This window comes from Nonomuraea sp. NPDC049695 (assembly GCF_040674955.1).
GTDB classification, from domain to species: Bacteria; Actinomycetota; Actinomycetes; order Streptosporangiales; family Streptosporangiaceae; genus Nonomuraea; species Nonomuraea helvata.
Genome location: NZ_JBFANV010000065.1, coordinates 1 through 18304, shown reverse-complemented (window position 1 = coordinate 18304; position 18304 = coordinate 1). Strand labels below are relative to the sequence as shown.

Genomic DNA, 18304 nt, shown 5'->3' with positions numbered 1-18304 from the left:
CAGTCGCCGGTGTCTCGTTCCAAGACGGGACTGTGGGTGGTCCTGGGGCTGACGTCGCTCGCCCTGGTCATCGCCCTGGGCGCCGCCGTCGGTCTGGTCCTGCGCGGCCACGCCGCTGAGAGTCCGGAGCGAGCCGCGCGGCCGTCCGGCGGCGGCGATCCCGCGACCGTGGTGGTCACCGACGCGGACGTCGGCAAGCTGGTGGAGGAGCACGGCAGGGCGCTGGCCGAGGGCGACCTCGAAGCGTTCATGTCGATCTTCGACCGGACGAACGCCGCACTCCTGCGCGACCAGCGCAGAGTCTTCGCCAACCTCCGCAAGGTGCCGCTCACGGACGTCTCCTACCAGGTACTGCGCCGGCAGGGACGCGCGGAGGACAACTTCGGAAGAGCGGTCAGTTTCATCCAGGACGTGGCGTTCGTGCACCGCTTCTCTGGGATCGACCTGCGCCCGGTCGCGGAGTGGTACCGGTGGACCATCGAGAAGGCGTCCGCCACGGCGCCGCTGGTGGTGACCCGGGTGGGCGGAGCGCCGCCGCCGGCGCTCAGCGGGGCCTCGAAGACCATGTACTACCCGGCCCCCTGGGACGTGTGGCCGGACATCTCGGTGGTACGCGCGAACGGCAGCCTGGTTCTGGCGCGCCCGGAGGACGCGGCGCTCGCCACCCGCACGGCCCTCATCGTGGCCGCCGCCGCGAGCGACGTCCGCCGGTTCTGGAGCGGTGCCGGTGAGCGGGGCGCGCCGGTTCCCGGCGGGTACGTGGTGGCGCTGGCGAAGGGCCCGGCCCAGCTCGGCAACCTGTTCCGCAAGGAGAAAGCGAACGAGGCGGGCGTCGCCATTCCGATGCCAAGCTGGAAGGGCACGGAGATCGGTGGTACGCGCATCGTCGTCGACACCACCTCCCCCTTCTTCGGGACCACGGCCGGCATCCGGGAGGTCGTCACGCACGAGCTGGCGCACGCCCTGCTGGCGGGCGTGGACAACGCCGAGTACTCGCTGTTCGGCAAGCCGAAGTGGATCGTGGAAGGCTTCGCCGAGTACGTCGCCAACCGCGGTAAGCCCATCCGGAGCAACCTCCGATACGCCCAGGGGCGGGCCTATCTGGCAGGCCGCCCGCCCGTCAGGCTGCCGGACAACACCTTCTGGGACTACAAGGGCATGACCGGCGTCAACTACCTGATGGGGCATCTCGCCATGCGTCACATCGCCGGCCGGTACGGGGAGCGCAAGCTCGTCCAGGGCGTGGTCGCCGCCTACCGGGTCTCGGGCGACGAGAGCCAGGCGGCGCTGCTGGAGACGCTCGGCGTGAGCGAGACGAGTTTCGAACGCGACTGGGCGGCGTACGTCCGCAGGCAACTGGCCTGATCGGAGACCATGCGATGAGCGAACCACGGCCAGGCGGCCCCGGCGAGCGGAACGGCTACTCCTCACCGCACCGGCAACCGTTCACAGCGGCCAACGGATCCACCGCGTCCCATCGTCACAACCCGCACGAGCCCGCCGCGCCCCCGCCCGGCGGCCCCCCGCCACCGCCACCACAACCGCCACCGCGCCCGGCGATCCGGCCCCGGACGGTCGCGCTGATCGCGGGCGTGGCCGCCGTGCTCCTCCTCGTCGGAGCCGCCACCGCGTACTACGTGTCGATCGGCGGCACCCCGGGCCGCGGCCCCCGCGCCACCGCCGCGAGGCCCTCCGACTGGGCCGTCCCCTTCCCGGACGCCGACAGCACCGACTACACCTCCGCGATGGCGTTCGCGAGCTGGCTGAACGGCGGCACGGTGATCCGCGTGCAGAAGGACGGCATCCTCGCCTACGACCTGAGCACCGGGCGGCGCGCGTGGGGCGTCCCCGCGCCCGGAGCGCAGCTGTGCGGCGCCACGCAGGAGCTCCAGCAGGGCAGGGGCGCGATCGCGTACGGCAGCGCCTCCGTCTGCGACCACCTCGCCGGACTCGACACCGCCACCGGCCGGATCAGGTGGAGGACGAAGATCCCGGCCGAGAGGTCGAGACTGTCGAACGATCTGACCGTTCCGCGCGTCATGAGCACGAACGGCCTGGTCGTCACGGGGTCCGGCGACGTGCTGACAGGCTACGGGCTGGCCGACGGACGGCGGCGGTGGAAGGCGTCCCCGCCCGGAGAATGCCGTCTCCAGGACGCGGCGGCGGCGCCGGGACGCCTGGCCGTGCTGCTGGACTGCTCCGGCGGCGGCCGGGACGAGCTCCGCCTGCTCGACCCGGAAACCGGCCGGACCCGCGTCAGGGTCGCCGTGGCGAAGCTCCGCCTGATGGACGGCCTGCTCTCGGCCGAGCCGATCATCGTGCACAGGGACGTGGGCGACCGCAACGCCTTCACCGTCTTCGACGGCGACGGTGCGAAGGTGAGCGCGTTCACGACGGACCGGATCGACCTGCTGGCGATGAACTCGGTGGCGTTCGTCCGGGGCATGCTTCCCCGGCGCCGGTACGCCGTCCACGGGGACCGCCTGTATCTGGCCACGTTCCCGCAGGAGGTGCCGCGCCGCCTGCGCTCCCGCAACAGGGCCCTGGCCTTCGACCTGCGGACCGGCGAGCGGGTGTGGGAGTCGTCCGGCACCCACGACACGATCCTCACCTACATCAGGGCCGACGGCGAAGGGCTGCTCGCGCTCGAGACCGGCGACTGGCGCGCCCTGGCTCCCCGCCTGGTCCGGCTGGACGCCGCCACCGGCAGGGCTTCGCCGGTGGCCGTACTGCCGCAGAAGTACGGCACGGAGGCCGACAAGGCCCAGGTCTTCGAGTACGACGGCGCGGTCGTCATCGTCCCGTGGACCACGGCGGGAGCCAAGAACGCCGTCACCTACGTCGACACACGCGGAAGCTGACCACTCGCCGGTCTGATGACAGATTCGCCGTGCCGCCGGGGTTGCCTATCGTCGGCGAGACGGACGTTCTCACCAGCCCCGACGCAGGGGACCACCCCGCACACCCACCAGGAAACCTCATGCCAGTGCCCGATGAGGACGGCCGGACACCCGCGCCGGACCTGATCGACGCCCAGAGACGCGACCCGCTGGACGAAGCCGTCCCGATGGGCGTGCTGCTCCCCGCCGCCCTCGCCACGATGTACGCCCGCGCGGAGAACACCTTCAGCACCCCTACCGGCTTCCAGGAGCTCGACACCCTCCTCGGCGGCGGCCTGAGCCCCGGCACCCTGACCGTGGTGGCCTCCCGCCCGTCGATGGGCACCTCGTCCCTGCTCCTGCACCTGTGCCGCGTCACCGCGTTCCGCCGCCGCAGGCCGGTCGTGCTGGCCGGATATCAGATGCCCGGCCACGAGCTGGCTCTGCGGTTGCTGTCCGCCGAGACGAGCGTCCCCCTCGGTGAGCTGCGCGCGGGGACGATGGGCCTGGACGACTCCGCCCGCGTCGTACGCCGGACGGCGGAGCTGGCCGGCGCGCCCCTGTCCGTCATCACGCCCGCGGGCTGGACGGCCACGCACCTGACGTCGTACATCGCCGATCTGTCCACCGACGAGAAGTTCGAGCTGGTCGTCGTGGACGGGCTCGACGACGTCCGGCCGTGGCCTTCCGACGAGTCGCGGGACCCGCCGGTCACCGAGGCGGCCCGCGCGCTGAAGGAGCTGGCGATGGAGCTGAAAGTGCCGGTGGTGGCCGGTGCCCAGCTCGGCGGCCGGCCGGAGGAGCGGGCCGATCGCCGCCCGGGGCCGCTGACGGACTTCCGGCGCCCCGACGCCGTCGGCCACATCGCCGACGTCGTCATCATGGTGCACCGGGAGGACGCGTACGAGCCGGGGTCGTCTCGCGCCGGCGAGGCGGACCTGATCGTGGCCAAGCATCGTCACGGGCCCAAGGCCACCGTGACGGTGACCTTCGAGGAACGCTACGGCCGCTTCGCGGACCCGTCCGTGTCCTGACCGGCCCGATGCGGACCTTGACCGATCCGGTGTGGCCAGTCAGGTGACGGATTCGCGGGCCCGGGGTGCGGCCCTAGATTGAGCGACTGGACCGAACAATGGCAGAGCAAGTCGTTCGCTCAGGTGACCGGAGCGACTCACGTCCTCGTATGGCTCGGCATGCCGCCTCTCCGCGAGAGGAAGCTGCGGGACCCGCGAGCGTGGGTCGCTTCGGTCGCTGCCCGGGTCTCCTGGCGGCTGGCCGAGGTCTGTGACCTGCGGCAAGTCGTTCCCATGAACGTCCGTGAGACAGCCGCAGCGACTGAAGCGACTGAAATCTGGAATTGGCTGGCGGGAGACGCTGGACGATCCAGGCCGTCCATCGTGTGATCATGAACGGCGAGGTCGGCGGCCGGACCTACACCGCCACCCCCCGTGACACGACCGTGACCGCGCCGTCTGCGGGACGACGGTGAGCGACGGGGCGGCCAGGAGCCGCCCGCAGAACCAGAGATCGCTGCAGCCCCCATCCATGACGCCGTCGAATCCACCTTGGCCGGGCGGGGCGATCGTACGCTGCTCGTGGCAGTAGACGGCCCCGGACACCGCCCGCGCCGCGCGGGTGCAGCCTCCGCTCGGATGTGGCCGGACGATGACGACGCGGGAGTGAACGATGAGCGACGAAGCCGATGCTGTGGTGATCGGAGCGGGAATCAACGGCCTGGTGGCCGCGGCCGAGCTCGCGGGCGCGGGATGGAGGGTGGTGCTGCTCGAAAGGCGCGACCGTCTCGGCGGGTTCATCGACTCCGAGGAGCTCACCGTCCCGGGACACGTCCACGACACGTTCTCGTCGTGGCATCCGCTGTTCGTCGGAGGCGGCGCGTACGCCGAGCTCGGCGCGGCGCTCCACCAGCGCGGCCTGGAGTACGTCAACACGGACGGCGCCGTGACCGCGTCGATCTCCGAGCGCGGCGTCGTCATCGCCGACCGGGACCCGGAGGCGACCGTCGCCCGGCTGGCCCACGCCGCCGATCAGGCCGCGTACCGCACCATGCTCGATGAGTTCGACCGGCGTGCGGGCGTCGTGTTCGGAGTGCTCGGCTCGGAGCTGCGCGCCCGGGACCTCGCGCGGCTCGGCGCGGCCGCGCTGCGGAGCCTGGGCGTGAGCGGCGCGGCAGAGCTGGCCCGGGTCGCCGTGCAGAGCGGCCGCGGCTTCGTACGCGAGCGCTTCACCGGATGGGAGGCCGACCAGCTCTGGACACCGTGGCTGCTGCATGCCGGGCTCGGCCCCGACCACGCCGGCGGCGGCCTGATGCTGCCGGTGATGGCGGCCACCATGCACGGCATCGGTCTTCCGGTGGTGAAGGGCGGAGCGCGGCAGTTCGTCGCGGCCTTCGAGCGCCTGCTCGCCGACCGTGGCGTCGAGGTCCGTACGGGTGTCGCCGCCGAGCGGATCGAGGTCGCCGGCGGCCGGGCGGTCGCCGTCCACGCCGGCGGCCGGCGGATCGCCGCCCGCAAGGCGGTGCTGGCCTCCACCTCTACGGGCGATCTCTACGAACGGCTGCTGGACCGTGACGCCGTGCCCGGGAGCGGGCGGCGTGCGGCGCGGCTGCACCGGCCGGGCCGGGCCGCCATGCAGATCCACCTCGCCCTCGACGAGCCGCTGCGGTGGAGCGAAGCCGGCCTGAACGCGGTGCCGCTGGTGCACATCTCGAACGGCGCCGACAGCACCGGCATAGCCTGTGCCCAGGCCGAGGCCGGGTTGTTGCCCGCCGTGCCCACGGTCGTCGTGGGACAGCAGGCGGTCCTCGACCCCGGCCGCGCTCCGGAGGGCGCCGGCACGCTGTGGATTCAGCTCCAGGAGCTGCCGTTCGCTCCACGTGGCGACGCCGCGGGCGAGATCGACGTGGCCGAGGCGTGGAGCGAGGAGGTCGTGGCGGCGTACGTGGACCGGGTGATCGACCGGATCGGACAGTTCGCCCCCGGTCTTCGCGGCAGTGTCCGCGGCAGCGCCGCCCTGCCGCCGCCCGCCCTGCTCGCCGCGAACCCGAACGCGGTCGCCGGCGACCCGTACGGCGGGGCCGCCGAGCTCGACCAGAGCTTCTTGTGGCGTCCCGGAACCGGCACCGGCCATCGGACGGGCCTTGCCCAACTCTGGCACATAGGCGCCTTCACCCATCCCGGTGCTGGTCTTGGAGGTGGCTCGGGACACCTCGTGGCCCGGCAACTCCTTTCGACGGGCAGCGTCCGGGCAAGGCTTCGCCGCCTTCGCCCCTGACGCCGGGGCGGCGCACCGGCCACATGGCACTGCCCAACCGCACCGGGCAGGCCCGGCTCGCGCACGTCACCAACCTGGTGGTTCCGGTGGCGTCGAGCGTCCTCGGGGTTGGAGCGCGCCGTGGCCCGGCCCAGATGAGGAGGGCCGGTCACGCGTCACAGCGGAGGCGCTCAGCTGCGATAAGAGCTCGTCATCGTGGCGTAGACGATGACGTTGTCGGTGTAGTGCCCGACGGTGCGGTCGTAGTCGCCGCCGCAGGTGATCAGGTGGAGCTGCGCGTTCTCCCTGGGCCCGTACACCCGCTGCGTCGGGAAGGTCTTCTTGGCCGCCTGCTCCACCCCGCCGACGGTGAACACCGCGGTCGTCCTGTCCTGGCGCTTGACCTCGATGGTGTCGCCGTTCCTGATCTCCGGCAACCGGGCGAACACGGCGTCCCGGGTCCGGGTGTCCTTGTGCCCGAGCAACACGGCCGGACCCGCCTCGCCGGGGGTGGACATGTTCCGGTACCAGCCGACCAGGTTGACGTTGTCCGCGGGAGGGACCTCGATCGTGCCGTCCTTGGCCAGGCCCACGGACCTGATCGGCGCACTGATGCCCAGCCGCCTGATCACGATCTTGACCGGGGTGGACGGCAGCATGGCAGGCGCCGGGGTGGTCTGCGGCAACGGCGGCGGCGCGTCGGCCCGCGCCTGGAAGAGTTCCGGCTTCTCCGGGCCGCCCGGCTGCGGACGCAGGGCCAGGGCGTCCCTGTTGCTCGGCAGGCCGTACTCGCCGGGCGACCTCAGCACGATCAGCAGGCCCGCCGCGACCGCCACCGCGCCCACGACGGCGGTCAGGACCAGGACGATCTTCAGGCCGTCGCCGCCCGGGTGATGACTCGCCATGTCGCCTCAGCTCTTCTGGGAACGGTGCCGTGTCGCCGGCCTGCCGATCGCGGCGGCGGCGACCAGGCAGGCACCGGTCAGGATGAACCACCGCCCGTCTGGTCCCATCGTGCCACCGGCACCGGCGCCGGCGCCCACCCCGGGACTTCTCGTCAGTGGATCATCCTTGGCCAGTGCCTCCTACCAGGGATTCCCCCCGCTTCCGTCGCTGGAGTGCGCGTTGCCGGAAGCGTCCCAGCCCCCCGTGCCCTGGCCACGCAGGGAGCCCGGCGCCCTGCCGCTCCCACCGAACTGCCGTCCGACCCGTTCGTCGGAGATCCCGGCCAGGCCGTCGAGCGCGATCCTCAGCCCGCTGCCCCGGCGAGCGGTCCCGGCCTGCTCGATCAGCGCCCGGCCGGCCGGGGTCGCGCGGCGGAAACGGCCGAGCCATCCGCGCGTGAGCAGCCCTCGGCGTACCAGATCCTCCTCCACCGCCCGTACGACCTCATGCTCCGCCACCGTCGCGAGCGCCTCAGGGAGGGTGGAACGTTGCCCCATCGCGACCTCCTCGACGGGGTCGTCGCCGGTGGCTCCCGCGACAGCGTAGAGCTTCCCCGCGTGGGACAGGCGCATCCGGCCTTCCAGCAGGAGGGTCGCCAGGGCGGCCAGAGCCACGCGGCGGGGACCACCGCTGAGGCAGGCCAGCTCGTTACGGTCCACAGCGCACCGCCTTCTCGCCTTCCCCTGCCTGGTACGCGGTCGCCGAGGCGCGGACCGCGGTGAACGTCGGGCCGGTGGCGAGCGTGGCCACCGGCGCGTGCTCGCGCATCATCGCACTCTTTCCGTCGCTGGGCTCACGGGGGTGCCGACGATGCTCTTGATCTGCCGCGGGGTCAGAGCGGCGTTGTAGGTGCGCACATCGTCCTGGACGGTACCGTCGTGGCCGTTGCCCGACACGTCGTGAACGGTGCCGCCCGCGCCCTCCTCGAGCCCGTAGGCCGCCACCGGATCCGTGTCCAGTATGTGCGCCGAAGCCGGCACGGCCGGAACCGCCAGGGCTCCGGCCGCCAAGGTCACCGCCGTGACAATGCGGCGTAATGCGTACATGCCTCTCCATTCCCGATCACCGTGGCAGCCGGATGCCGCCCGTTCGGATCGCGGATGGCGGACATGACGTGCAGCCGGCCGGTCCATCGGCCGCGAGGCACGACAGCGGAACCGGTGGAGGCAAGGGCGGCCACGAACCCCGATGCTTCACCGCCGTACGCACCGCGATCCCCCGTAGCGCGTGAAGCGGCCGACTCGTTCGACAGCGACAGCATGGCGCAGGTCAGGCCCGTGCGGCGAGCGGTAAAGCTGCCACAGAACGCGATATCGCTGCCAGATCTGAGGGCTTTCATCCGGTACGGGTCCTGACCGGTCCGATGTGGCCAGTCAGGTGACGGATTCGCCGACCGGGGGTGCGGCCCTAAAGTAAGCGACTGGGACCGAATAACGGCAGAGCAAGTCGTTCGCTCAGGTGATCGGAGCGACTCACGTCCTCGTATGGCTCGGCATGCCGCCTCTCTGAGAGAGGAAGCTGCGGGACCCGCGAGCGTGGGTCGCTTTGGTCGCTGGTCGGGTCTCCTGGTGGCTGGCCGAGGTCTGTGACCTGCGGCGAGTCGTTCCCATGGACGTCCGTGAGACAGCCGCAGCGACTGAAGCGACTGAAATCTCGGATTGGCCGCGAGAGACGTCGGACGGTTCAAGGCGTCGATCGTGTAATCGCGGAGGGCGGGGGCCGGACGACGGCCGGACATCCCGTGTCCTTCTCCCGCCCGGTCGGCGTCACCGCCAGACCCCGCCCTCCGCGACGGCCCTCAGGGGTGCAGCACCGGCGTGGTGGTCGCGAAATGCCGGACGGCGTACGCGGCGCCACCGGCCATCTCGCCCAGGAGCCCGGCGTTGACGTTCCGCAGATCATCGCAACCGCGGTGGTAGCAGGCGTCGTAGGGTTCGCCGGCCTTCCCGCCGAAGATCGCGGCTTGTTCCGCGGTCTTGAGCTCGTCCGTACCGGTCTCCATCCCGCCCACGGGATGGCCGCCGCGGCGAAGGGCCGGTGATCGGAGCCGCCGTGAATGCGTACCGGCGTGGTCGGCAACCCCTCGCGGGCGAAGTAGCCGGTCAGGACCCGCTCGATCTGCTCGGACCCTGCCGGCGGATCGGTGCCCTCGACGGAGTCGAGGTGCGCGCCGGCCATCACCGTGGAGTCCGCGCTGCCCTGCCCGGTGTCGGCGAGCACGTTGACCGCCGTGCCCCGCTGGAACCACCTCTGATCGGCCTTGACCCGCAAGGTCAGCGGTCCCGCTCCGGTGAATGCGGAGGCGACCTGCGGCGACACCACGAGGGCGGGGATGGCGATCTCCGGGGTGTCGGTGCCGTCGCCCGGGTCGGATCGCTCCCGGGCGGCGGTGATCCCCGTACGGTGCACGAGGACCGCCGCCGCGCCCGCCGTCTCGGCGTCGCGCGCCTTGCGCACCGGATCGCAGCCGCTCCCGACCTCGACCAGGGCGACCGTCCCCTTGGGGAATGCCGTCCAGTCGTCCCGGCAGTCCGCCGGGCCCGGTTTCACCACCGTCAGCGGGGCGGTCACGTCGCCTGTTCCCGCGACGGGCAGGGTGCCGAAGTCCGTGCCGCGCGTGTACTGCCGCGTCTCTGGTGCCGTCTGCTCGAGTACGGACGCGCTGCGCTCTTCGAGCCGCACATAAGGGAAGCGCTGGATCACCGGCTCGTAGCCGGACTCGCGCAGCCGCGCGGCGATGTACTCGGCCGTTTGCTCCGCCCCGGCGGACAACGACCCGCAATGGCCGCCGTTGGCGTCGGCGATCTTCTGAAGCTGTCTCAGGTGGCCTTGCACAGCCTGCACATCCACCACGCCCGCTCGTGCGACGGCGGGCGTGGTGGTGGATGCGGTGGCGGGCATGGTCGTGCAGCAGGCGAGCAGCACCGCGGTCAGCCCGGTGGGCGCCAAAGTGGTACGAACTCCCACGAAATACCTCGAATCGGATGTGTACCTGAAGGACACCTCCTCTCATCGCCGAACCATGCCGCTCCGGTTCTCCCGGCCAGGAGTGAACCCGGAACGGGCCGCGATGCGATCACCGGACCATGCGCGTACTCTTCGGGCGGCGTGAACCGCCTCCGGTGACGGACCCGGACAGCACCGACGCGGTGCTGATCACGGCCATCGCCGCCGGGCGGATCGAGGCGCTGTGGATCCTGCACGACCGGTACGCGCCCACACTCAGGGGCCGCCTGTCGCGGCGCTGCGGCGATCCGGACGTCGTCAGCACCGCGATCCAGGACACCTTCGTCGCGATCTGGCAGTCGGCCAGGCGCTACCGGCCCCAAGGGGCGGACGCCGCCGGCTGGATCTGGACCATCGCCATGAGACGGCTGGTCTCCGCGCTGCGCGGCAAGGAGAGCCGCTGGATCGACGGCGGCAGCCGGTCGGCCGACGTCCTGGCCGCCGCCGGCTCGGCGGAGGAGCCGGCCCTGCTCGGCATCGAGCACGGCGACCTCGGCGACGCCCTGGCCAGGATTCCCCCGGAGCTGCGCGAGGCCATCGTGGCAACGGTGATCGACGGCCTGACCGTCAAGGAGGCCGCCCGGCTCATCGGCATTCCCGAGGGCACCGTCAAGACCCGCGTCATGCGGGCCAAGGCCCGGTTGAGAGAGGAGCTGGCATGAACGACTTGCCGGGCAGCGCGCCCGCGAACCGGCCAGGCCGGACGAGCCGGCACGTTCCCGGGCACCTGCTCGCCCGCTACCTGAGCGGCGGCCTGGACCCGGCCCGCGCGACCTTCGTGGACGCGCACCTGGCCACGTGCGCTCACTGCCGGGCGGCGGTCCCGGCCGACCCCGTGTGGCTGGCCGAGAGCCGGGAGGCGATCGCCGCCGTCGTCGGCCGCCAGGAACTGACGCTGCTCGAACGCGCCCTCGTCCGGATGGGCGTCCCGGAGCACGTGTCCAGGCTGCTCGCCGCCACCCCCACGCTCAGCCGTTCCTGGCTGCTGTCCGTGATCTTCGTCCTGGTCTTCGCCGTCACGGTGGCCCGGCTGTGGTCCGCGCACGGGGAGGGCCTGCTGGTGTTCCTCGTCGTCGCCCCGGTGCTGCCGCTGGCGGGCATCGCCCTCGCGTACGGCAGGCACGTCGATCCCGCGTACGAACTGCTGGCCGCCACCCCCGCCGCCGGGCCGCGGCTGCTGCTCGTCCGGGCGTGCGCCGTCCTGGCGGCGGCGGTCGTCCTGACCGGGGCCGCGACGCCGCTGATCCCCGGCATGACGGTCACCTGGCTGCTGCCCGCGCTGTTCCTGGCCGCCTGCTGCCTGGCTCTGTCGGGCCGCGTGCCGATGCCGGTCGCGGCGGCCGTACCCGCCGGGGCCTGGCTCGCCGCGGTGCTGTTCGCCCGCGGGTCCGCCGGGGATGCGTTCACCGTCTTCCGGCCCGCCGCGCAAGCCCTGTACGGCTGCGCCACTCTGATCCTCGCAGCGATCGTGTTCGTCCGGCTGCGCCGCCTCGACCCGGGGGGACCCCGATGATCGTCACCGTACTCGATCGGCTGAATTCTGGTGCGGAGCTCTGATGGCGCTGTTCCTCTTCGAGTCGCGGCGCCTGGTGCGCAGCCCCTTGCTGTGGGGTACGGCGGTGCCGGCCCTGCTCGTGTGCCTGCTCTGGAACCAGGATCTCGCCTTCGACGCCGGCCGGGAGACGGCCGAGTTGCCCACCGTCATGCTGCTGCTGGCCGCCGGGACGGCGTACGCCGCCTGCCTGGCCGTCTCGCGAGACCAGCGGCACGGCATGCCGGTGACGCTCGGGGCGCTGCCCGTCCAGGCCGGCGGACGTACGCTCGCCGTGCTGCTGGCGGCCTCCACCGTCGCGGCGGCGACGGCGGCCCTGGTGACCGTGACCTGCCTGCTGGGCCGGTGGGCCGCGAGCGGGACGGCGGCAGGGCGGCCCGACCTGTTCGACGCGCTCACGGGAGTGGGCGTGGCGGCGTTCGCCGCCGCGCTGGGGACCGCCGCGGGCCGGTGGGTGCCGAGCCTGTTCGCCGGCCCGCTGACGATCACGTTCGGGGCCGGACTCCAGGTCATGGGCAACATCCTCTGGAACTACCTGCCGGGCGGCGAATGGCTCGCTCCGGTCAACCCGCTGATCGACCTGCCCCTGCGGCCCGCGTCCCGGCCGACGGGCTGGCATCTGGCCTACCTGGCGGGCCTGGCCGTGGCGCTCGGCGCGCTGGCCCTGCGCAAGCACGGGACCAGCCGGTGGCAGCTCGTCGCGGCCGTCGCCGCGCTGGCCGTCGCCGTGCCGTCGGCGGTCGTCATGACGCGGACCGGAGGACGTATCGGCGGTGCGCCGCCGCCCGGCCACTGCCGGGACCTCGACGGCGTACGGTACTGCGCCTACGAGGATTACCTCGCCTGGATCCCGGAATGGGCCCGCACCCTGCGTCCGGTGCTCGCCGCCGCGCCGCCCGCCGCCAGGGCCCGGCTCACCGAGGTACGCCAATCCGACTCCGTACCCGCCGCGCCTGGAACCGTCCACGCGGGTACGGTCTGGGGGAAGGCCTCCCAGCGGCGGCTCGCGGGGGAGGCCGCCGCGCTCATGACCGGGCTCACCCCCCGGCGGCCCGCCGCGCTCGTGGACGGGCCGGCCCAACGGCAGCCCGCCGGCGGCGAGCCGGTCTGTGACGCGAGCGGGCAGGCCCGCGCGGTGGTGGCACTCTGGCTCATGGGTCAGACGGTCCGCCTGGACCCGCCGGCCCAGCTCGGCGACGCCGTCCAGGCCGGTACGAGCGACCTCGCCCTCGCCCGGCGCCTGCTCGGCCTCCTCGAGGCCGGAAAGCGGATCCGGGCCCACTGGGCGACCCTCGTCGATCCGGGAACCACCACGCGGCAGGCCCTGCCGCTGCTCGGTCTCCAGCCGGAGCGGACGGTCACCGCCGGACAGCCCGGGAGGCGGACGTGCGGGTGAGCCTCCTCCTGATCCGGCCACTGACCCGGGCCATCGACTGGAAACCCCTGGCCCTGACCGTCCCCGTCACCGTGGGGCTGATGGCGCCACTGGGCCTGCTGTTCCCCGAGATCGCGCTGGGAGTCCAGCGGATGTCCGCACTGCTCCTGGGCGGCGCGGCGGCCTTCGGCCTGGCGGACGCCATGGACCCGGACACGGCGGCGGCACCCGTGCCACGCCGGCTGCGGCAATGGCTACGGACGGCGATGACCGTCATCCCGGCCACCCTGGCGTGGGCCGCCGTCCATGTGATCACCGCTCGCGGCATGCCGCTGCGCGAGGTGGTGGTCGAGGCCGCCGTCCTGCTCCTCATCGGCCTGGTGGTCACCGGGTTCGCCGTCCGCCACCGTGCGGCCGGCCTGGCCGGAGGGGCCGCGTTGCTCATCGTCATCGCCGCCACCATCCCGCTCCTCGGCGTCCTTCCGGACGTCCTGGCGCGGACCCTGCCCGGCCTCGCCGCAGGAGACGCCGCCCTGTCCGGCCGGCTGGCCTGCGTACCGCTGTGGCTGGGCTGTCTCGCTCTCTCCAACCGGGAGTCGCGGAGGTAGTTCGGTGCTCAGCGGATCACGGGCGGTGTGGTGCTGTTGCGGACGTCGGCTCCCCAGTCGTCATCGTCGGCGAGGAGGTACGTGGTCCGCTCGAGATCGCGCTCCTCGTCGCGGCTCGCCTTGCCCGACGCGGCCGGCAGGTACGGCATGCCGCTCGTGCCGCCCGCGCTCTTCGCACCGGAAGGCATCGTGACGTTGGGCGGCATGCCGGCACCGTAGGCATTGCCGCCGCCGATGCCGGTCGCGGAGCCACCGGCCCCCGGGACTGTGGAGGCCGCGCCGTTCGGGGTGGCGGACGCGGTGAGGGGGTCGTAGCCGGCCAGGTCCGTGGCGCCGCGCTGCCCCGATGAGCCACCGGCGTCGAAGGTCGCCGGCGGGATGCCGTTCTGGGCTCCGAGCGTGGGCCCCGTGAGGGTGCCGGGGTCGAGGTCGCCGTAGGCGCCGCTGCCGCTTGAACCCGTGTTCGTGCCGCCGCCCGTGGTCGCGGTGCCGGGCCCGCCGGGGTACTGCGCACCCGGGTACGACCCGTCCGCCGGGAAGCCACCAGGCAGGCCGGGTGCCGGGCTCGTGTTCAGCGAGGCGTTCCCGTAGCCCGTCCCGGGTCCGGCGGGCAGTCCCGGCATCTTCGGCCCGCCGTTGTCGAAGTCCGGCATCGGGACGTCGAGCGGGATCGGCAACGCCTGCTGCACCTCCACGGGCAGCTCTTCGTAGTGCTGTGCGATCCGCTTGTTGACCTCCCGCAGGTGGTCGGCGGCGCGGTTGTCGGCCCGCTTGATGCCGAAGAACGGAATGTGGTCGGCCCAGTCGGTGTCGTGGTCGGAGCGGGAGTCCTGTCCCCTCTTCTCGACCACGTTGGCCTGCGCCCATTCGAGTGTCCTGCCGTACGCGGTGAGCGACCTGCCCATCTTCCCGAGCTTGGCGGCCAGCTCCAGCGCGCTGGCGTGCAGGCTGCGCAGCTGGAGCTGCGTCTGGTACGCCGACGGTCCCTGGTAGTGCTCGGCCAGCTCGGCCGCCTTTGTTCTCAGCCCGGCGGCGAAGTCGTTGATCAGCGGCTCGGCGGCCTCGTAGCAGCGGCCAGCGCGCCGGACCGAGACCGGATCCGTGGCGTCGATCTGTTTCCTGATCTCGCCGAGCTGGTCGTGGACCATGCTATCCATGAGGTCGGACTGGTGCACGAAGGTGTTGATCTTCTGGCCGCCGGTCTGCAGGTTCGTGGTCTGGATCTCGGGCTCAGCCATGGGTTCTCCTCCTCCGCCTCAGGCCCCGGCCCAGCGCTGGGACGCTTCCTCGCTCGCCTGCTCGGCCTTGTGCGAGGTACGCGCGATGTCCAGCAGGGTGTCGAGCACGGCTTCGGCCTGCCCGGTCAGGGCCGCGTACAGGCCGGACGTGCTGCCGGGCTCGCCGACCAGCACCGAGTAGGCCGAGGAGGTGGCCATGCCGTACTGCACGGCGGCGGGCCACTGGCCCATCTGCTCCTGGTTGAGCGCGCCGTTCCGCTGAAGGTCCGGCAGCGACCCGCCCACGCCCGGCGCGCCGGGCGTGTAGCCGCCGCTCGTCGCGGCGGTGGAGGAGACGGTGAGCCGCTTGAGCAGCTCCTGCAGCTCTCCCGCGATGCGCCGCACCTCAGGGCGTTCGGTGTACAGGTCCGCGTTCTCGTCGTCGTCCGACGCTCCCGGCCAGTTCCGGTCGAGCTGGATGCCCATACTGCCTCCCTCTGAACTCCGAGATCGACACCCTAGGCGCGCCCTTCAGGGAGCCGAATCTGTCATTCGACTGGGTGTCGAGGACCTTCAGCTCCAGTCACGTGACAGATTCGCTCCGGCCCGCCGCGCCCGTAGCGTCTCTGGCCGGTTATGTCGCGTGGCACAGGGAGAAGACTCGTGAGGTTTCGCAGGACGTTCGGAGTGGTGGCAGGCGCGTTGGTGGCCTTCGCCGGGATGCCCCTCGGCGCCGCGCCGGCGCAGGCCGCGAGCAACCTCTGCAAGGACGCCAGTTATGCGCGGGTGGGCGTCTACAAGATCATGTATGGCGGCAAGCACCGCGGGTCCATCGAGGTGTACTACAGCTCCAGGACGCAGAAGAACTGCGCCGTCGCCGTAGGGGTCGGCGACTTCTACGGAAGGAGCAACTACAAGGGCGTCGGCATTCGCGTGTCCGGGACGACGAAGGGCGACAACTGGGCGGAGCTCGACCAGGCCATGTACAAGTACTACGCGGGCCCTGTCTTCGTTAAGGCGCCCGGCAAGTGCATCGACGTCTACGGGGTCATGGCGACGGTCACCCGGACGGTGACCCACAAGCACTGCGGCTGAGAACGCGAACACACGGACAGCGAACGGCAGGGCCGTTCGCTGTCACAGTTTCCCGCGGCGGTGGGATCACCGCCCGGCGGAGACGGCCGTGCCGCCCGCGGCGCTCTTCGCGGCGGGCAGGGCCCACAGGGCCAGGCACGCGACGACGATGCCGCCGATCCACGACGTCCACGCCGCGCCGCCGAGCCCGCTGTAGGAGATGGCCCAGGGAGCGATGATCAGCAGCACCGCCCAGGTGGCGTTGGTCCACTGGCCGGCCGCCGAGGCGGGCTGAATCAGGGCCCAGAGGGCCGTGCACACGATCAGGGCGCCGAGCACGATCAGCGTCGTCGCGGCGCCGGTGTCGCTGGCCGTCCAGATCGGGGCGAGTGCGAGGTACAGGCCGGCCACCAGGTTCGTCCAGTCCTGCCACCGTGTCCAAGGCTTCATGTGATTCTCCTTTTGGGGTGAAGCCGATTGTCGGCCAAGCCTCTTGGGTGGGAGGCTTCGCCATGTCTCACGGTAGGTTGGCCCGTTCATCCGACGAATCTGTCGCCGCACAAAAACGTGACTGGTTGTCGTGTCCCCCGCAATGCGTGGAAGGGTGGCGTCCATGATCACTGTGGTGCGAAGCGGGCCGTTCTGGTGCGCGCTGGCCGTCGGGAAGAACGACTCGGTGGACGACGGGCTGCTGGCCGAGGTCGCCACCCGGACGGGCACGACCTTGACCGGCATCGGCCACGGCGGGTTCGGCGGCGGGCCGGTGGCCGACGTCTACGCCGACGAGTCCCGAGGCCTCGTCCTGATCGAGGCGGCCGACCCCGACACCGGGGCGAAGGCGCTGCTCGTACGCGCGGACTCCGAGGAACGGGCCGTCGCGGCCCGGACCGTCATCGGCGAGCGGTACCGCGTGTGGACGGAACAGGAGCTGCGCGCCCAGGCGCGGCAGGACCTCGCCGGGCAGCCGTGGATCCTGGTGCCGCTGGTGATGGCCGCCGGAGGCGCGGAGCTGGAGCCCGGGACGGCGGAGCTGCTCCAGGAGGCGCTGCGGCACGAGAACGAAGACGTACGAGCCGCCGCCTCATACGCCGAAGAGGTGGCCAGGGAGCTCCGTCACGACCCGATGGTCATGGGAACCGCGCAGGACGAGCGGGAACTGGCGGAGGTGATGCGTCCGGCGCGGCCCGTCTACGGCGAGGAGGACTGGGTCACGGTCCGGCCGGGCGTCCCCGGGAGGGAGGTTCCCCGCCCCGTGGCCTGGTGGCAGGTCCCCGCGGGTGTCACCGATCCCCTTCCGGCGTTCGTCTATGATCACGACTGGCTCATCGAGGTCGCCCCACGCATGGACGATCTCTTCTACGAGGAGATCTGGATCGCCGAGGACGGCCGTACCGCGATTCACGCCGTGTCGCACGCCGAGCTGGCGGGGCGCCATCTCGCCGTCCACGGCCAGGACGTTGAGACCGTCACGACCGCCCTGCGGGAGGCGGGCCTCCTGGCCCTCGACGGCCCGCCCGCCGGGCTGGACCGCACCGCTCCCTGATCGACCGGAGGCCGAGTCAGAGCGCCTTGTGAACTCCGTCGATCGACTGGTCGTACGGGCGTCCGCCTGCCGGCATCGGGCACCTCGGCGTCAGCGACCAGTTCGTCGCCCTCGACCACCTGCTCGGCACCGGAGCGCTGGCCCCCGGCGACCACGTGCTGCTGCTCGGGTTCGGCGCCGGCACCACCCTGGCCTGCGCCGTGCTGCGGATTCTGGACGTTCCCGCGGAGTACGCCGCCTGAGGGCCGGACCGGCCTGGGGTCCGCGACGGCGGTCCAGAGCCCGGCGACCATCCCCTGATGCTCGCCCGCGGCCCCGGCGTGATCATCCCGGCCGCTGCGTGGAGACCTCCGGGTCGCCCGCGCGGCCGCGAACGAGGGAGAAGAAACGTGAGGGATCGACGGTCTGAAGCGATCGCCGTGCCAGGGATCGGCTGCCGGCTTCCCGGCGGCGCCGACTCGGCGGACGACTATTGGAATCTGCTGTGCCAAGGGCGGGACACGAGCGGGCCGGCTCCCGCCGAGCGCTGGCGCGACTACGCCGATCGCGGCCCGTCCTACGCGGCGGCCGTCCGCCGCACGCTGTCGCGCGGGCACTTCCTCGGCGACGTGGCGGGCTTCGACGCGGAGTTCTTCGGGCTCTCGCCGCGCGAGGCGGAGCTCATGGACCCGCAGCAACGCCTGGTGATGGAGACCGCGTGGGAGGCGCTGGAACACGCCGGGATACCGGCCGGCGCGCTGGCCGGCACGGACACGGGCGTGTACGTGGGAGTCTGCACCGGCGACTACGGGCATCGGCTGCTGGAGGACCTGCCCGACATCGAGGCGTGGACCGG

At 72.2% G+C, this 18304-nt stretch carries 20 protein-coding genes; 12 read left to right on the top strand and 8 right to left on the bottom strand.

The genetic code is table 11. The features are described from left to right. The first annotated feature begins 9 nt into the window (after positions 1 to 9). The 4 genes from AB0J64_RS39660 to AB0J64_RS39645 all read left to right on the top strand — a co-directional run bounded on the left by AB0J64_RS39660 (position 10) and on the right by AB0J64_RS39645 (position 6170). The gene (locus tag AB0J64_RS39660; RefSeq protein WP_364039404.1) at positions 10 to 1365 is read left to right on the top strand and encodes a hypothetical protein; all 1356 of its coding nucleotides are present in this window, start codon (positions 10 to 12) and stop codon (positions 1363 to 1365) included. Positions 1366 to 1379: 14 nt separating this feature from the next. Further along, positions 1380 to 2861, top strand: a complete 1482-nt coding sequence (locus AB0J64_RS39655) for a PQQ-binding-like beta-propeller repeat protein (protein WP_364039401.1) — start codon at positions 1380 to 1382, stop codon at positions 2859 to 2861. A 119-nt stretch (positions 2862 to 2980) separates the two neighbouring features. Next, on the top strand, positions 2981 to 3913 hold the full coding sequence (locus tag AB0J64_RS39650; RefSeq protein WP_364039398.1) for a DnaB-like helicase C-terminal domain-containing protein: 933 nt from the start codon (positions 2981 to 2983) through the stop codon (positions 3911 to 3913). A 652-nt stretch (positions 3914 to 4565) separates the two neighbouring features. Continuing rightward, a complete protein-coding gene (locus AB0J64_RS39645; protein WP_364039395.1) occupies positions 4566 to 6170 on the top strand; it encodes an NAD(P)/FAD-dependent oxidoreductase in 1605 nt (534 codons plus the stop codon). 170 nt (positions 6171 to 6340) lie between these two features. On the opposite strand, the gene AB0J64_RS39640 is transcribed toward AB0J64_RS39645, so the two are convergent. From AB0J64_RS39640 to AB0J64_RS39620, 5 genes are all read right to left on the bottom strand, one after another. After that, positions 6341 to 7054, bottom strand: a complete 714-nt coding sequence (locus AB0J64_RS39640; protein ID WP_364039392.1) for a class F sortase — start codon at positions 7052 to 7054, stop codon at positions 6341 to 6343. Positions 7055 to 7234: 180 nt separating this feature from the next. After that, positions 7235 to 7753, bottom strand: a complete 519-nt coding sequence (locus AB0J64_RS39635) for a TIGR04222 domain-containing membrane protein (RefSeq protein ID WP_364039389.1) — start codon at positions 7751 to 7753, stop codon at positions 7235 to 7237. Then, on the bottom strand, positions 7743 to 7865 hold the full coding sequence (locus AB0J64_RS39630; RefSeq protein ID WP_364039386.1) for a hypothetical protein: 123 nt from the start codon (positions 7863 to 7865) through the stop codon (positions 7743 to 7745). Before AB0J64_RS39630 ends, AB0J64_RS39635 begins: the two co-directional genes overlap by 11 nt. Then, on the bottom strand, positions 7862 to 8140 hold the full coding sequence (locus AB0J64_RS39625) for a hypothetical protein (RefSeq protein ID WP_364039383.1): 279 nt from the start codon (positions 8138 to 8140) through the stop codon (positions 7862 to 7864). The genes AB0J64_RS39630 and AB0J64_RS39625 overlap by 4 nt, the downstream gene beginning before the upstream one ends. Before the next feature lie 637 nt (positions 8141 to 8777). Then, the gene (locus AB0J64_RS39620) at positions 8778 to 10061 is read right to left on the bottom strand and encodes a PA domain-containing protein (protein WP_364039380.1); all 1284 of its coding nucleotides are present in this window, start codon (positions 10059 to 10061) and stop codon (positions 8778 to 8780) included. Positions 10062 to 10180: 119 nt separating this feature from the next. Here AB0J64_RS39620 and AB0J64_RS39615 point away from each other — a divergent pair, with 119 nt between their 5' ends. From AB0J64_RS39615 to AB0J64_RS39600, 4 genes are read left to right on the top strand one after another with little or no spacing between them, the layout of a single operon-like run. Further along, entirely contained in the window at positions 10181 to 10762 is a 582-nt protein-coding gene (locus AB0J64_RS39615; RefSeq protein ID WP_364039377.1) for a sigma-70 family RNA polymerase sigma factor, read from the top strand. Continuing rightward, positions 10759 to 11613 carry a zf-HC2 domain-containing protein gene (locus AB0J64_RS39610; protein ID WP_364039374.1) on the top strand — a complete coding sequence of 285 codons (855 nt, stop codon included), beginning with the start codon at positions 10759 to 10761 and terminating at the stop codon, positions 11611 to 11613. Before AB0J64_RS39615 ends, AB0J64_RS39610 begins: the two co-directional genes overlap by 4 nt. Before the next feature lie 43 nt (positions 11614 to 11656). Next, positions 11657 to 13048, top strand: coding sequence for a hypothetical protein (locus tag AB0J64_RS39605; protein WP_364039371.1), 1392 nt, complete (start codon positions 11657 to 11659; stop codon positions 13046 to 13048). Continuing rightward, entirely contained in the window at positions 13039 to 13635 is a 597-nt protein-coding gene (locus AB0J64_RS39600; protein WP_364039368.1) for a hypothetical protein, read from the top strand. The genes AB0J64_RS39605 and AB0J64_RS39600 overlap by 10 nt, the downstream gene beginning before the upstream one ends. Before the next feature lie 8 nt (positions 13636 to 13643). On the opposite strand, the gene AB0J64_RS39595 is transcribed toward AB0J64_RS39600, so the two are convergent. Then, positions 13644 to 14873 (bottom strand): hypothetical protein, encoded by a 1230-nt coding sequence (locus AB0J64_RS39595; protein WP_364039365.1) that lies wholly within the window; start codon positions 14871 to 14873, stop codon positions 13644 to 13646. 18 nt (positions 14874 to 14891) lie between these two features. After that, a complete protein-coding gene (locus tag AB0J64_RS39590; RefSeq protein ID WP_364039362.1) occupies positions 14892 to 15338 on the bottom strand; it encodes a hypothetical protein in 447 nt (148 codons plus the stop codon). Between the two features lie 177 nt (positions 15339 to 15515). Here AB0J64_RS39590 and AB0J64_RS39585 point away from each other — a divergent pair, with 177 nt between their 5' ends. Beyond that, the gene (locus tag AB0J64_RS39585; protein WP_364039360.1) at positions 15516 to 15947 is read left to right on the top strand and encodes a hypothetical protein; all 432 of its coding nucleotides are present in this window, start codon (positions 15516 to 15518) and stop codon (positions 15945 to 15947) included. Between the two features lie 66 nt (positions 15948 to 16013). Here the strand turns inward: AB0J64_RS39585 and AB0J64_RS39580 are convergent, their stop codons facing one another. Continuing rightward, the gene (locus tag AB0J64_RS39580; protein ID WP_364039357.1) at positions 16014 to 16376 is read right to left on the bottom strand and encodes an SPW repeat protein; all 363 of its coding nucleotides are present in this window, start codon (positions 16374 to 16376) and stop codon (positions 16014 to 16016) included. Positions 16377 to 16539: 163 nt separating this feature from the next. Between AB0J64_RS39580 and AB0J64_RS39575 the strand changes: the two genes are divergently transcribed. The 3 genes from AB0J64_RS39575 to AB0J64_RS39565 form a co-directional block, all read left to right on the top strand. Further along, entirely contained in the window at positions 16540 to 17469 is a 930-nt protein-coding gene (locus AB0J64_RS39575) for a hypothetical protein (protein ID WP_364039354.1), read from the top strand. A 41-nt stretch (positions 17470 to 17510) separates the two neighbouring features. Continuing rightward, on the top strand, positions 17511 to 17711 hold the full coding sequence (locus tag AB0J64_RS39570) for a 3-oxoacyl-[acyl-carrier-protein] synthase III C-terminal domain-containing protein (RefSeq protein ID WP_364039525.1): 201 nt from the start codon (positions 17511 to 17513) through the stop codon (positions 17709 to 17711). A gap of 147 nt (positions 17712 to 17858) precedes the next feature. Beyond that, positions 17859 to 18304: polyketide synthase (locus AB0J64_RS39565; RefSeq protein WP_364039351.1), on the top strand; the 446-nt coding region annotated here is incomplete at its 3' end.

What these genes read in the sequence shown, in the direction of transcription:
- AB0J64_RS39655 (WP_364039401.1), top strand. Translation starts at nt 1,380, where the DNA reads ATGAGCGAACCACGGCCAGGCGGCCCCGGCGAGCGGAACGGCTACTCC.
- AB0J64_RS39650 (WP_364039398.1), top strand. Translation starts at nt 2,981, where the DNA reads ATGCCAGTGCCCGATGAGGACGGCCGGACACCCGCGCCGGACCTGATC.
- AB0J64_RS39645 (WP_364039395.1), top strand. Translation starts at nt 4,566, where the DNA reads ATGAGCGACGAAGCCGATGCTGTGGTGATCGGAGCGGGAATCAACGGC.
- AB0J64_RS39640 (WP_364039392.1), bottom strand. Translation starts at nt 7,054, where the DNA reads ATGGCGAGTCATCACCCGGGCGGCGACGGCCTGAAGATCGTCCTGGTC.
- AB0J64_RS39630 (WP_364039386.1), bottom strand. Translation starts at nt 7,865, where the DNA reads ATGATGCGCGAGCACGCGCCGGTGGCCACGCTCGCCACCGGCCCGACG.
- AB0J64_RS39625 (WP_364039383.1), bottom strand. Translation starts at nt 8,140, where the DNA reads ATGTACGCATTACGCCGCATTGTCACGGCGGTGACCTTGGCGGCCGGA.
- AB0J64_RS39615 (WP_364039377.1), top strand. Translation starts at nt 10,181, where the DNA reads ATGCGCGTACTCTTCGGGCGGCGTGAACCGCCTCCGGTGACGGACCCG.
- AB0J64_RS39610 (WP_364039374.1), top strand. Translation starts at nt 10,759, where the DNA reads ATGAACGACTTGCCGGGCAGCGCGCCCGCGAACCGGCCAGGCCGGACG.
- AB0J64_RS39605 (WP_364039371.1), top strand. Translation starts at nt 11,657, where the DNA reads ATGGCGCTGTTCCTCTTCGAGTCGCGGCGCCTGGTGCGCAGCCCCTTG.
- AB0J64_RS39595 (WP_364039365.1), bottom strand. Translation starts at nt 14,873, where the DNA reads ATGGCTGAGCCCGAGATCCAGACCACGAACCTGCAGACCGGCGGCCAG.
- AB0J64_RS39590 (WP_364039362.1), bottom strand. Translation starts at nt 15,338, where the DNA reads ATGGGCATCCAGCTCGACCGGAACTGGCCGGGAGCGTCGGACGACGAC.
- AB0J64_RS39580 (WP_364039357.1), bottom strand. Translation starts at nt 16,376, where the DNA reads ATGAAGCCTTGGACACGGTGGCAGGACTGGACGAACCTGGTGGCCGGC.
- AB0J64_RS39575 (WP_364039354.1), top strand. Translation starts at nt 16,540, where the DNA reads ATGATCACTGTGGTGCGAAGCGGGCCGTTCTGGTGCGCGCTGGCCGTC.